Source organism: Vibrio sp. PBL-C16 (assembly GCF_034321865.1).
In the GTDB taxonomy this organism is placed as follows: Bacteria; Pseudomonadota; Gammaproteobacteria; order Enterobacterales; family Vibrionaceae; genus Vibrio; species Vibrio alginolyticus.
This window is the reverse complement of record NZ_JAXLNY010000002.1, coordinates 2,084,113-2,098,352: the sequence shown is the minus strand read 5'-3', so window position 1 is coordinate 2,098,352 and position 14,240 is coordinate 2,084,113. Positions and strand designations below refer to the sequence as shown.

Genomic DNA, 14,240 nt, shown 5'->3' with positions numbered 1-14,240 from the left:
TTGCTTATGGAACTCTGTAGTCAGCTGAACTATGTTCGCTCGTTATCACCTGGCAAAGCATATTTTTATTATCTTGATGAGGATAATAAAATGCGCCCACTTCAGATAGACAGGACTCATTTACGAGCCCCAAAAAGTGGTTATTCAGAAGCATTTTCGGGCAATTTCAAATCCAAAAATGTAGCTCCTCAAGATCTTTCCTATTCAAATCCACAATTCATTGAAGAGTGCTATGTACCGCCCGGAGCAGATGATATTTATTGTGCCTTCTCTTTAAGAGTTCGAGCGAATTCGTTATCTCCAGAAGTTTGTGTTGATAATGAGGTTAGAGACATACTCAGTAACCTTGCTGCCCTGTATAAAGAATTGGGAGGATATCGGGAGCTGGCAAGGCGTTATGCAAAAAATATTTTGATGGCGACATGGGTTTGGCGTAATCGAGAGTGCAGAAACATAAGCGTTGAAGTTAAAACAGAAGATAAGCAGTGGGTAATTACTGACGCAAGGTTTTTAGATTGGTATGGCTCGTGGGATAAGGGGTCACAACTAGCCTTGGATGAATTTACTGACTATTTGTCTCAAGCTCTGTCGGATAGGACCAGCTATTTCAATGTGGATATTAAAGCGAAGCTCACCGTAGGCTGGGGCGATGAGGTGTACCCAAGCCAAGAGTTCTTAGATGCGAAAGAAGTAGGAAAACCAACTAAACAATTGGCAAAGGTAATAGTCAATGGAGAAGAGTCAGCAGCATTTCATTCGCAGAAAGTAGGAGCCGCAATCCAACTAATCGATGATTGGTGGGATGAAAATGCAGATAAGCCGCTGCGTGTTAATGAATATGGCGCTGACAAAGAATATGTAATCGCAAGGCGACATAGTTCACAGCACCGAGACTTTTACTCATTGATTGCAAAAACAGAAAGCTATGTTGAATCGATGCTTGAAACCAACCTAATCCCAGATGACGTTCACTTTATCATGGCGGTATTAGCTAAAGGCGGTGTGTACAGTGGTGGGAGTAAGAAAAAGAATAAGGATGACTGATGGAATCACGGTCTTATTTTTCTATTCGTTACATACCGGAGCGTGCTGATAATGAGCTCTTGTCAGGCCGCTGTATTTCCAATATGCACGGCTTTCTTTCTCATGAACGTAATAAGCAGTTTAAAAACAGTGTTGGTATCTGTTTCCCTTTATGGAATGAACAAACCGTTGGCAATGTAATTACTTTTGTCTCGACCAATGAAAGTATCCTAACTGGTCTATCGTACCAACCCTACTTCTCTACAATGATGAACGAGAACCTCTTTGAAATCTCAGATATTAATGTTGTTCCTGATGATGCAGAGGAAGTTCGATTTGTATTCAATAAAACGATTCAAAAGATTTTCAATGGTTCGAAAAAGCGAAGAATAAAACGAGCAATGAAACGTGCTGTGGAGCAAGGTCGTATTTACACACCTATATCCATTGAAGAGCGAGAGTTTGATCTATTCCATGAAATCCCTATAAGTAGTCAGTCATCAGGTCATGAATTTGTTCTACATATTCAACGGCAATATCCTGTGCAAGTAGAAATAGGGCAGGGCTTTAATGGTTATGGTTTTGCATCTAATAACAAGTGGAGAGGGACAGTACCTATCATAACGGTTTAACCCTATTTTAGAACGCTAAAAGTTAACGATCTAAAATCAAGCAGTTAAAGATAGAGCTAAAAGAAAGGTATTTTAGCTAGAAAAGTTATAAATATTCGTTTAGTAAATGAATTGTGTTGTAATCTATGCAGCACTCCGCCGAGTAGGCGGCTAAGAATTCTGGCTACGGCGCGGGTCTCTCTGGTGCAGCGTACTCCGCCGAGTAGGCGGTCAAGAATAGGTCAGGAAGTAAGCATCCTATATCCGCTGGGCTAGCGGTAAAATAAGCCGATTATAAAACCATGGGTGAAGGTCTGCGGTTTTGTTTTTGTAGGGGGCTAGATTACGTGATCACAGACTAAGATTACGTGTCACTAAATTGGAGTTACACCGAGACGTGTTACGTGACCGCTTTGGAACAGTTCCGAGTTACGAAATAATAGAGCAGTCAAACGTTCAGGATACTGCCTCAAACATGCCAGTTAACTACAAATTGGAGTGAATCGTTTATTTGGAGTTGAACATGTTTAGCAAAGCAGATCGCATCATACAAAGAGTAGGTCAGAATGATGAAAGTAGTGTATTAATGAGAAACCTCTTCAAGCGATGTATCAGCGCCAAGCCTGACGTGTTAATGTTGGAAAGTCAGGATTATTGATGTGTTTGTTTAGTAGCGTTCGTTAAAACACTTAGCGGTCAAGTGATAATTTTAAGCCACTTTATTTGTAGTAACCAAAAATGATTAATGGAATAGTAACTGTCATGTTCACGTTGCTTTTAGCAGCGTCAATTTCTGTAGTAGCTTGCTTTGTCTTAGTAATTGCTATCATCCAATTCGACTCGGTATCGTTTTCGAGTATGGCTTCTTTAATGCAGAACATGTCATTCGGCAGTTACTCTGACTGGACCGTTATTGCCATCATTATAAGCGCCTTATTGTCTTGGGCCCTTAATCATTGGGCAGAGAATAAAAGGGTAAAGGTTGTAGCAAACTTTACATTGTCCTCTCTGGGTTATGCTTTACTAACCCTGACCGGTGTCGCATGGGGTGCAATCGTTTCAGTCTCTAGCTCTGAGCTAAAAAATGAGATCATCGGAGGTGCATCAATTGGAGTTTCTACGTTCGTTTTTGTAGTATCTCTTGGCGTTTTCGTAGTTGCTACCGTATTACATCATGGGGCGAAGCGCAGAAAGAACCGAGAAGAGCAGTCGCGGCCTCCTGTTGAAGTAGTAGCCTTAGCTAATAAAAAAACTATTGAACTAGCCAAACAATGGAAAGATGTTGCAGAAACATCCGACTTGTTTAAAGAAGCACTGAGTGTTGATGATGAATTCGCGAATGATGAGGACTTGGTTAAGATAGAAAAGGACCTGCACGACGCAAAGCAAAGGTGCATGAAGTCAATGATCGAAGTTTTGGAAGCCTGGAATGGCTTTCACAAGTTATCCATGCTCTACCGATGCAACTTGTTCATGATAATTAAAGCCAACGAAGCATTGGAGACCTTTAAGGGTGACCAGACTGCGCCACATATAGATCAATACTCGTTTGAGCTAGAAGCAATAAAGAGCTCTCCATTCTTTCTGTTTAATAATAACTGGGAAGCAAAACTAGAGAGAGCAGAGTACATACTCATCAATGAGCAATCATTAAGTCAGACTATTTCAAACAATAAAGACGCAGAGCGCTCGCATCAACCGATATGCATGCCGTATAGTGCAAGCGAAATATGCAGTAGCTCGAAAGAAGCGAACCAACCGAATATGCATGGCGCTCCACTAGCAATGCACAGAAAGGGACCTGTATACCATCCCGAGTTAACACATGCTGCGACATCTAGACTCAAGGAACTCAGCGATTCTCCACTTTATTCAAGAGAAATGACACCAAAGTTTAAAGACGATATCATGTCGTACTATAACACAAATAGTACGGGTTCATTGATATCCATCCCGATATTTGGCTTTAAAGGTGACACTTTAGAGCCAGACAGTTCGAAGATAAGGTGTATACTTAACGTGTATGCAAACAAAAACGATATTCTTGCTAACTCTAAAATGGCAGAAGTTTATGCGGATATTACTGCACCATTTTGTCACTATTTGTCGAAATTAACCGAGATAAAAATGTGGCTTAGTGAGTATAAAATAGAAAGAAGTAAGACGCTGAAACAGGGGGAGGGCGATTATGAATAATGACACACTATGGCGTTTGAGTGCTCAAGCCCAAAAGGATCTTGAATGCCAAGAAGATAGCTGTGACTATCGCAATCGAACAGCTCGACGAAGAATTGCAAAGAGTAGCTTGTTACGTAAACGTCGATATGAACGTCCAAGTCATGACTCTACGGTAGAGAATGATGACAATGTTCCCCAAAAAATGATCACTATTAGATAGCCAGACTGGTGACCTATTGATAGCTCGACTAAGTTAGTCGAGCTTTTTTGTATTTGGGATATAGAAAACACAGGTTCGATGGGTTAATCAGGAAGCAATCTGTTATTTTTCAACTCAAGTTTTAATCTGTGCTGACAGATTGCTAAGACCTAATATTCTATTTCACTAAACTCATTTATCTCCAAAGGCGTGCTGATGGAGCATGAAACACGAAAGTGCCCCCAAAGTGTGCTGGCAGCATTTGTAACAATTTTTTTCGTGCCCCATAGTTGCCCTACTAAATCTAATCGTGCCAAAAGTTTGTGTTCTAATGCAAAAAACGCACTGGGCAGTTCTGCAAGCTACAGAAAGATGGGAATGGGGAAGTTCCTTGTATCGATAAGCTTGAGAGACTGATCAGTAGCTTGGGTAGAGAGCTAAGTGGATGAGTAGATGGTACATTGTCTAAAAAAAGATGAGAGTTTTGTTAGTTAAATCTGCTGGTTAACACAATTTTTGTGCTGTGAGTGTGGTATAGATAGGAGTATTGCATTAAGAAATTAGGTGAGTATTCATGAGTGAATTTGACTTTTACGCTCAGGCGCAAAAGTACTATCAAAAATCTCCTGTAATCATCCTCGGTAGCGGCGCATCTGCTGCGTTTGGTTTATCGGGGATGGGAGAGCTGTCAAAGCATTTAGTAAGTACAGTTGAAACTAGTGGACTTGATGGGACGGAGCTCGAAGTTTGGGAAAGATTTAAAGTCTTACTGGAATCAGGAGCCGATTTAGAATCGGCTTTACATGAGGTTCGCTTATCTGAAAACTTAACAAATGCAGTAGTTAGTGCTACATGGGAGTTACTCAACCCACAAGATATAGGGGTGTTTAAATCATCTCTTTTGGGAACGAATGAGTTCCCTTTAGCAACCTTGATTAAAGGCCTGTTTCGTTCGGTTGCAGATCAAATTAATATTGTGACAACCAATTATGATCGTATTGCTGAATATGCAGCTGAGCAAGCAGGAGTTCATCATTACACTGGATTTACGCACGGCTATCGAAGGTTACAGGCTCCACCTCAATCACTCCGAGCTGATAGAGTAGTCAATATTCTAAAGGTGCATGGCAGTCTAGACTGGTTCACAAGTCCTCTTGGTGATGTGATTGGTTTAAATCAAGTCGAAACTATTCCTGAAGGACATAAACCTCAGATTGTAACGCCAGGTATAGCTAAATACATGACGACATATCATGAACCATTTAGAACTATCATTCAGATGGCTGATAGTGCGATCAGAAATAGCGACTCTTATCTTTGTGTTGGCTTCGGTTTTAACGATGAACACATTCAAGAAAAGTTAGTAGAAAAATGTATCCGTGATGGAGGATGCATAACTCTTGTCACTTGGGGATTGAGTGATACTGCTAGAGATTTTCTTTTATCAGGAAGAGCCAATAACTTCTTGGCTATTGAACGAGGAGTACACGATAACCAATCAATAATTTACAGTTCAGAAACTGACACTCCTATTACCGTAGATGGTGATTTTTGGAGTCTATCTGGTTATTTGGAATTAGTTATCTAGGGGGGAAATGGAATTGCCATTATTTACTTACAGTGATGAACAAGCGCTTGGTAAAGTCGCTTCGGTTGACACTGCGACCGTTATTGTTGAAGTTGAAGATAGAGAATTATTGAAGCGCTTGCAGGTAAACAGGCTTGCTGTGCTACAAAGTGCTAAACCGGGACAGCACTTGATAGGGTTAATCTCTCAAGTTACTCGTAAAAAGTTATTCGATCTTGAAGAAGGGAATGAGGAAGAGACGAATGAGCAAAACCTTTGTAAGGTAGCTTTAATAGGTACCATGCTTGATCGAGATGGAGCACGTCGAGACGTCTTTAGAAGAACGTTAGAAAGTGTTCCTGAAATAGATGCTAATTGCTTTGCTTTAGAGGGAGATGAACTTACTGCTTTCATGAGAGTGTTATCTAATGCTGCTGCTGAGGGCAACTCTCTTACTTTGGGCAAGTATACCTTAGATGACAATGCTATTGCGTATCTAAATGGCAATAAGTTTTTCCAACGACATGCATTTATTGGTGGAAGTACTGGCTCGGGTAAGTCATGGACTACTGCAAAAATTATCGAGCAGATGGCTAACTTAGCGTCATCCAACGCAATTGTATTTGATCTCCACGGAGAATATTCACCTTTGCAGCATGAAGGCTTGAAGCATTATAAAGTTGCGGGGCCTGGGGAAATTGAAGCAGGAAAAACAATTGTAGATGGGGCAATCTACTTGCCTTATTGGCTTTTGTCTTATGAAGCTCTTGTATCACTATTTGTTGACCGCTCTGATCAAAACGCACCTAATCAGGCCATGATCATGTCACGGGAAGTCAATGCCGCCAAACAGCAATACTTAGTTACTGGAGGGTATACTGATATTCTAAATAGCTTTACTGTAGATAGCCCAGTCCCTTTCGATATTGATGTACTGCTAAATCGGCTGAACGAAATAAACTCGGAGATGGTTCCTGGAGCAGCTGGGAAGACTAAACAAGGAGAGTTTTATGGGAAACTTTCTAGGCTTATCGCGAGGCTCGAAAACAAAGTCACAGACAGAAGACTAGGCTTTCTATTTCAAGGTGGCACAGAAACATTGGAATTTGATTGGCTTGGTCAGCTTACGGACGCTTTGTTGGGAAGTACTCAAGAAAATGGACAAGGTGGCATAAAAATTATCAATTTCTCTGAGGTTCCTTCTGATATATTGCCATTGATTGTTTCTATGGTTGCTCGGTTAGCTTTTTCTATTCAGCAGTGGACTTCAAGTGAGGAGCGACACCCAGTCGCTTTGCTTTGTGATGAGGCGCATCTATACATTCCACAACGTAATGCCGCTGGTGCCGCTGATGATATTTCTATAGAGATTTTCGAGCGAATTGCTAAAGAAGGTCGAAAATATGGAGTCAGCTTAGTAGTTATCAGCCAGCGACCTTCAGAAGTAAATAAGACAATGCTGAGTCAGTGTAGTAACTTCGTATCAATGCGCCTCACTAATGCAGATGATCAGGCAGTTGTGAAAAGGTTGCTACCTGATAGCCTCGGAGGGTTTAGTGATATCCTACCTACATTGGATACTGGTGAAGCTCTGGTCGTTGGTGACGCCAGTTTATTACCAAGCCGTATCAGAATTGATGAACCAATCCACAAACCAAATAGTGGTACAGTCGATTTTTGGGATGAGTGGCAACAACAGGCCATTAATGGTCGTATAGCCAAGGCAATACAAAACTGGCGAAAACAAAACATTCAATGATACTGAGAGGGAGTTTCTCCCTCTTTTTTGTTGAGTTGAGTAACAAATAATAGCCTCAGGTCTTGTCTTGTGCCTGTCGTTGTTTTCCATATTTGAGCTAATCCATCTTTTGGTGCATTAGCAAAATTCAATAATACATCATGTTTAGCTTCTATTCAGCCTTGTGACGAGGTTAGTCTGTTTGCTTACCGCACGGTCCGGCTTACTGGTATTACACCGCTGCCTGAGCATGTAAGTAGTTTTCTTTCACAACATTACTCAGGGCTAAACGGAAAAGAGGATTAGGACATTATATGCTTTGACATTAGGACATTATATGGTTTTAATGTGTTGGTAACTGATTGATTCGCAGTAGGGCTTTAGGATACGTTATGGTTTCAGCGACACTTTGAAAGCCCTGCGTTATCGCAGGGCTTTTTTCGTTTTTGAGCCTTCTTTTATTTTGGCTACGCTTGGTGTTCAACGTCTTCTGATGATCAAGCTTCTTGAGGTTATTTAGGTATAATTTATAATCTCATCCGCTTGATACCGAACTGTCGTGAAGATTGTTTAGGGTACGCTCGCCGAATAACCATTTTCACCTGGGATACTTTAATGATTTCAAAAAACCAATTAAAACTGCTTCGTGCTTTAGGTCAAAAGAAACAGCGTAAAGCGCATGGCTTATTCCTAGTTCAGGGTGAAAAGAACGTACTAGAGCTAGCAAGTTGTTCATTGAAGGTGAAGCAGGTTTTTGCAACAGCGGCATTTCTCGAACAAAATGCTGGTACGCTAAATCGTTTTGATTGTGTTGAAGCATCGCTTGATGAATTGACCAAAGCGAGCACGCTTGTGAGCAATAATGCGGCCATTGCTGTGGTTGAAATTCCGAGTGTAAAAGAGCCTCAAGCGAAAGGCTTGATGATTGCGCTAGATGGTGTATCCGACCCTGGTAATCTAGGTACGATTATTCGTGTTGCAGACTGGTATGGCATCAAGCACATTATTGCGAGTACAGATTGTGCTGATCCTTATAATCCTAAAACGATCAGTGCGACCATGGGCAGCTTTGGCCGCGTACAAGTGAGTTTGGTGGATTTGCCAAGTTACTTGGAACACGCCAAATTGCCAGTATATGGCGCGTTTTTGGAAGGAGAGAGCGTTCATAAAACGGATTTCGCTGCTGAAGGTATTTTGTTGATGGGCAGCGAATCTCATGGTGTGCGCGAAGCCGCAGCAAAATTCGTGACAGATAAAATCACGATTCCGGCGTTTGGCGGTGCCGAATCACTGAATGTCGCGATGGCGACTGGCATTATTTTAGACAACATGCGCCGCCAACATAGCTAACGCAACAATTACTTAATAACAAAGCCAGTCAATTTGACTGGCTTTGTTGTATTTATTGCCTAGAAAAATCAGCCTGGCTGAATCTTGCGTTTAACGAAATACAGTGAATGTTGTTCGGTGAGTTAATTTTGTTTTAGTTCAATAGGCTGTGCCTATAAATAAAATTACTCCTTTCCATTTAGTAAAATCAGGAAATTAGGCGACACTTATCTAAAGGCCGCAATAAAATGCCCTTAAGGAGATAAGAATGCATTCATTAAAAGTAAAAGATTACATGACGTTGCAAGCGGTGACTTTCACGAAAGATATGTCACTTTCGGCAGCTTTAAACAAAGTAATGCAAAGTGTCACACTAGGTGGCCCTGTCATTGATGAAAATGAAAAAGTGGTTGGGTTTTTATCGGAGCAAGACTTATTAGATAAGTTGGTGAAAGCAAGTTATCACTGCCAAGATACACATACGGTACAAGAGTGTATGCATGATGATGTCTTATCTGTTTCTCCAGAAATGTCAGTAATTGAACTGGCTGACATGATGAAAGTTGGAAAGCCGAAAATGTATCCAGTGGTGGATAGCAAAGGTAAGTTGGTTGGTGTTATCACAAGAAGAGACGTGCTGCGTGCCATAGGAATGACATTAAATGAGTGCTTTAAGCATCCCGTTTAACCTCTCTGTTTAAACTTTACGGAATATTGCTTTTAAACTGGTTTGGAAAGACGCTTCGGCGTCTTTTTTATTTTCTATCGCCGAACTGTACAAATTTATCTTGACCTTGGAGCTTACTCTAAGGTTTATCCTTAGCAATAGGTAAATCACCGATACCAATAAGGAAAAAATTATGTGTACAAAACATCAAGGTTGCCAATCTAGCAAAATCAAAACTGCGGTGCCGCTTGGTGCAAGCGAGTCATGCTGTGCGCCAGTAAAATCTTCGCTCAATATCTCTCAGGCCAGTGTTGATGTTTCTGAAAGCTCTTGCTGTAGTGGAGGAGGCTGCAGCGTTGACACAGGCGAGGAAGACGATCCCACAAGGGAGAGTAATTCCTCCGTTCGGAACGCTTGGCTTGTGTCAGGTATGGATTGCCCATCTTGTGCGCAAAAGCTTGAGAAAGTCATTACGTCTTTACAAGGCGTCAGCCAAGCCAAGGTTTTGTTTGCAACAGAAAAACTGGTCGTCGATTTTGATGGTCTAGAGCTGATAGCTACGATAGAGCAGACAGCCCAAAAAACGGGTTTCCCGCTCTCTTCACTGGATGCTCCAAAACCAAGCACTACAAAGAAAGGCTGGCTTGGCGTCATAAGAGACAACATCCAAATTCTCTCGATTGCTGGTGCAATGGCTACTGCGGCAGTAATTTCTAAGATCGACCCTCAAATAAGCGCTTGGTTATTCACTTTGACGTGTTTACTTGGTTTATACCCAATCGCGCTCAAAGCATTTAAGTTGGCGCGTAGCGGTACGCCTTTTGCGATTGAAACGTTAATGAGTGTAGCGGCGCTCGGCGCTTTATATTTAGGTGAAACCGCCGAAGCCGCAATGGTGTTATTGCTTTTCCTTATTGGTGAAAAGTTAGAAGCATATGCATCATCTCGCGCGCGAAGCGGTGTCCAGGCGTTAATGGACTTAGTCCCAGAAAGTTCAATTTTAATAATTGATGGTGAACGTAAAGAAGTACCAGCTGCTCAGCTTAAACCAGGGGATATCATAGAAGTCGCACCCGGAGGTCGTTTGCCTGCCGACGGTGTTTTGCAAGATGCGCTTGCGAGTTTTGACGAAAGTGCGTTAACGGGAGAATCTGTTCCCGTTGAGCATCAAACCGGTGGCAAAGTGATGGCCGGGGCTGTGGTTGTCGATAAAGTGGTTCGTTTACAGGTGACTTCCCGTCAGGGCGAGAATGCGATAGACCGAATTCTTCATTTGATTGAAGAAGCAGAATCCCGTAAGGCACCATTAGAACGCTTTCTTGATAAATTTAGCCGTTGGTATACGCCACTAATGATGTTGGTGTCTCTGGTGGTTATCGTTACGCCGCCATTACTATTTGCTCAACCGTGGGAGACGTGGATCTATCGAGGACTTGCCCTGCTGTTGATTGCTTGTCCATGTGCATTAGTAATTTCAACGCCTGCGGCGATCACTTCTGGCTTGGCGGCAGCTGCTAAGCGGGGCGCATTGATCAAAGGTGGAGCGGCGCTTGAGTTGCTTGGCAAGGTTGAGTCTGTCGCATTTGATAAAACTGGGACACTGACGCAAGGTAAACCAGAAGTGACCGACGTCTTTGCTTTTGATATGGATGAAGACAAGTTACTTAGCCTAACTGCGTCAATCGAGGTTGGCTCAAGTCATCCTCTAGCAGTTTCTTTAGTTACCAAAGTGCAAGAGCAGGGGCTTACTATTCCTGAAGCGTTGGATAAAACCGCGCAAATAGGCTCTGGTGTCACTGGTTACGTCGATGGAAAAATGGTCCAAGTGGTCACGCCTTCAAAGGCAGACTTTCCACTTTCTCAAGAAGCCAAAGAGCAAGTGGTTACGTTGGAACAACAAGGTAAAACGGTTGTCATTGTGCGTTTCGATGACGAGGTCATTGGCGTGATCGCATGGCAAGATACATTGCGCTCAGATGCCCAGCAAGCCATCGTAATGTTGAAGGAACTTGGGGTCACGTCGGTGATGCTAACGGGTGACAACCCGAGAAGTGCAGAAGCAATGGCAAATAGAATAGGCTTGGATTATAAAGCGAGTTTGTTACCTGCAGACAAGGTGCATTACGTCGAGAAGCTATCACAACAACATACCGTTGCGATGGTGGGAGACGGTATCAATGATGCTCCAGCCATGAAAGCTTCGAGTATCGGCATTGCGATGGGAGGCGGTACGGATGTTGCGCTCGAGACTGCTGATGCGGCGTTAACACACAACCGTTTGATTGAGCTACCTGCCATGATAGAACTGTCGCGTGCGACGCTAAGTAACATTCGTCAGAATGTCGCGTTAGCGCTAGGTTTGAAAGGTGTATTCTTAGTGACAAGTTTACTTGGTGTAACTGGGTTGTGGGTTGCTGTATTAGCCGACAGTGGTGCAACAGCACTGGTGACATTGAATGCGTTGAGATTACTTCGTTTTGAGTCCAAGCAGATCAAATAACTGACCTAACCATTGATCCCACTCATTAATAGCCCGAGGCATTCGTGTATCGGGCTTTTTTTAACCGTATTAACCTGATGCGATCGGACGTTTTTCTCGTCCTTGAAATCACGCATTGCTATGCAACAAAATGATCTAACGCCCCTTAAAGTGTGATCAATACCAGTTTTGTTTGAAATTTCATTTTCATTACATTTTGTCATTGTGATTGTGATCACTCTATGTTGGTGAAAGGTTCGCTACAGTGCATCTGTACCCAATAACTGATTAATGAGCTTATTGTTCATAAAATAAGCCACAATAAGGAGCGACTTATGTCTCAAGCTGTATTCCATTTAGGTGTTACTGAAGCTGATCTTAATGGTGCGACTCTAGCGATCATTCCTGGTGACCCAGCGCGTGTTCAAAAAATCGCAGAACAAATGGAAAATCCAGTATTTCTAGCAAGCCATCGTGAATACACGCTATACCGTGCAGAGCTAGACGGTAAACCTGTTGTGGTTTGTTCTACAGGTATTGGTGGTCCTTCTACCTCTATCGCAGTTGAGGAATTGGCACAGCTTGGTGTTCGTACTTTCCTACGTGTTGGTACAACGGGTGCAATTCAACCGCATGTAAACGTGGGTGACATGATCGTAACGACGGGGTCAGTTCGTCTTGACGGTGCGAGCCTACACTTTGCTCCTATGGAATTCCCAGCAGTTGCTGACTTTGAAGTAGCAACCGCAATGAAAGCAGCGGTAGAAGAGTCTGGCGCTACAGTTCACATGGGTGTGACTGCATCAAGCGACACGTTCTACCCTGGTCAAGAACGTTACGATACGTTCTCTGGTCGTGTTGTTAAGCGTTTCCAAGGCTCTATGCAAGAATGGCAAGACATGGGCGTACTTAACTTCGAGATGGAGTCTGCAACACTGCTAACAATGTGTGCGAGCTCTGGTTTAAAAGCGGGTTGTGTGGCTGGTGTTATCATCAACCGTACACAAAAAGAGATTCCAGATCATTCAACTCTGAAAGAAACGGAAGCGCGTTCAATTAAAGTGGTTGTAGAAGCAGCGCGTAAAATGCTTTAAGCCGCTATAGTTGGCATTTAAACAAACAGAAAAAACCAGAGGCTAACCTCTGGTTTTTTTCTACTTATAGAAATGCGTACAGCTAAAATTTAGGTATAAAAAAGCAGCATTAATGCTGCTTTTTATCGTTGTGAATTTTAGCTTTTCTTAATGGCACTATATCTCGTCTGAACCGCCCGCGTCTTTAAACCAAGCCGTTAAGTGCGTTCTTAAATCTTTAAGCTCATCAGGGCCAATCAGGGCTAGCCCTAAGTCTTCAGCACGAGTAATGTCATTGTGACGAAGAGGACGGAAGCTCACCAACATTGCGCGCGCTTGTAAGCCACCTAATAGATCGCGAAGCGATTCTAACTTATATAAAGTATCGTCGCCGTCATCTCTCATGCCTTTGGTTTTGCACTCGATGATGTGCAGCTTGTTGTTTACAACTGTTGCGACATCTAACTCATTGCGTACTTCACTTTCACCAAGTTTGCGATAAACCTGAACATTTAACGATCGATCTTGGATCGTCGGCATGGTGTCTTGGATTTGCTTCACGGTGCTGTGAACCAAAGTCTCTAACCACTCACCGTTTGAAAAGCGTCGAGCATCTTCATCTGCAAACGTTAAAACGCCATTCTCGTAGGTGGCGATTTCTGCTTCTACTAAATCTGAAAGCAACATGTTGAGCTCACGGTAGCCCTGCTGTTTTTCGGAGAGCTCGACATCAAGCTTTTGTTCTTTGCGGCATGTGGTTGCAAGGTAGTTAAGTGTTGCTAGACCTGGCCCAAGCTCAAGCGCATTTGAGGCCCATCGTTCACCAAGTTCATACAATTTTTTATCAAGAAGAGGTGGTAAATCAACGTGGTGAAACTCGCCGCGTGCACCAAAGATAGTGAGGTAATCTGCAATCGTAATGTGATCTTCGACTTGGGTATCTTCTTTGCCATCAGGGTATAACCAACAAAGCTTATCGCTACTAGGCTCTACCACAAAAATTGGCCAGCGATAGGTACGGAAAACTTCGTACACCGACAACAAGCGATGACGAAGACCACAGCTCGCGTTCAATTTTACATCTTCGCCGCGTTCATGGAGGTCTTTTGCCAGTTTTTGAATTGCTTGTTTGATCAGAGATGTATTAACAGCGGATGGAATTTCAAAAAATTCAGAAGTAATTTCTCGTTGATCTAAAACGGCACTCAGTCGGTCAAATATATCTAACTGGCTCTTGTCTCCGATGAAGACGATATGTGTGCTTAGCGTACGATTATCTAATAGAGGAGTGACCAATCTCACTGGGTCTTGGTCGATAATACCAACATGAACAGCCATAGATTTTCCTTTTTATGAGGCCGCTCGAAAAGAGTTGT

11 protein-coding genes are annotated in these 14,240 nt (G+C 42.6%); 10 read left to right on the top strand and 1 reads right to left on the bottom strand.

The features are described 5' to 3' along the window. The first annotated feature begins 6 nt into the window (after nt 1-6). From csy3 to udp, 10 genes are all read left to right on the top strand, one after another. On the top strand, nt 7-1,044 hold the full coding sequence (gene csy3, locus UQW94_RS17805; RefSeq protein WP_213986672.1) for a type I-F CRISPR-associated protein Csy3: 1,038 nt from the start codon (nt 7-9) through the stop codon (nt 1,042-1,044). After that, complete coding sequence (gene cas6f, locus UQW94_RS17800; protein ID WP_213986671.1) at nt 1,044-1,655, top strand: type I-F CRISPR-associated endoribonuclease Cas6/Csy4; 612 nt, start codon at nt 1,044-1,046, stop codon at nt 1,653-1,655. Before csy3 ends, cas6f begins: the two co-directional genes overlap by 1 nt. 741 nt (nt 1,656-2,396) lie before the next feature. Continuing rightward, nucleotides 2,397-3,830, top strand: a complete 1,434-nt coding sequence (locus UQW94_RS17795) for a hypothetical protein (protein WP_322142453.1) — start codon at nt 2,397-2,399, stop codon at nt 3,828-3,830. After that, complete coding sequence (locus UQW94_RS17790; RefSeq protein ID WP_258662217.1) at nt 3,823-4,032, top strand: hypothetical protein; 210 nt, start codon at nt 3,823-3,825, stop codon at nt 4,030-4,032. The genes UQW94_RS17795 and UQW94_RS17790 overlap by 8 nt, the downstream gene beginning before the upstream one ends. Nucleotides 4,033-4,585: 553 nt before the next feature. Next, a complete protein-coding gene (locus tag UQW94_RS17785) occupies nt 4,586-5,599 on the top strand; it encodes an SIR2 family protein (protein ID WP_213986669.1) in 1,014 nt (337 codons plus the stop codon). A 7-nt stretch (nt 5,600-5,606) separates the two neighbouring features. Next, nucleotides 5,607-7,337 (top strand): ATP-binding protein, encoded by a 1,731-nt coding sequence (locus tag UQW94_RS17780; protein ID WP_250157628.1) that lies wholly within the window; start codon nt 5,607-5,609, stop codon nt 7,335-7,337. 594 nt (nt 7,338-7,931) lie between these two features. Next, on the top strand, nt 7,932-8,666 hold the full coding sequence (locus tag UQW94_RS17775; protein ID WP_322142452.1) for an RNA methyltransferase: 735 nt from the start codon (nt 7,932-7,934) through the stop codon (nt 8,664-8,666). A 247-nt stretch (nt 8,667-8,913) separates the two neighbouring features. Further along, nucleotides 8,914-9,333 carry a CBS domain-containing protein gene (locus UQW94_RS17770; RefSeq protein WP_322142451.1) on the top strand — a complete coding sequence of 140 codons (420 nt, stop codon included), beginning with the start codon at nt 8,914-8,916 and terminating at the stop codon, nt 9,331-9,333. A gap of 172 nt (nt 9,334-9,505) precedes the next feature. Beyond that, nucleotides 9,506-11,812, top strand: a complete 2,307-nt coding sequence (locus UQW94_RS17765; protein ID WP_322142450.1) for a zinc/cadmium/mercury/lead-transporting ATPase — start codon at nt 9,506-9,508, stop codon at nt 11,810-11,812. A gap of 314 nt (nt 11,813-12,126) precedes the next feature. Further along, the gene (gene udp, locus UQW94_RS17760) at nt 12,127-12,885 is read left to right on the top strand and encodes a uridine phosphorylase (RefSeq protein ID WP_005378479.1); all 759 of its coding nucleotides are present in this window, start codon (nt 12,127-12,129) and stop codon (nt 12,883-12,885) included. Nucleotides 12,886-13,041: 156 nt separating this feature from the next. Here the strand turns inward: udp and UQW94_RS17755 are convergent, their stop codons facing one another. Further along, a complete protein-coding gene (locus UQW94_RS17755) occupies nt 13,042-14,202 on the bottom strand; it encodes a DUF1887 family protein (RefSeq protein ID WP_005378476.1) in 1,161 nt (386 codons plus the stop codon). Between the last annotated feature and the right edge of the window lie 38 nt (nt 14,203-14,240).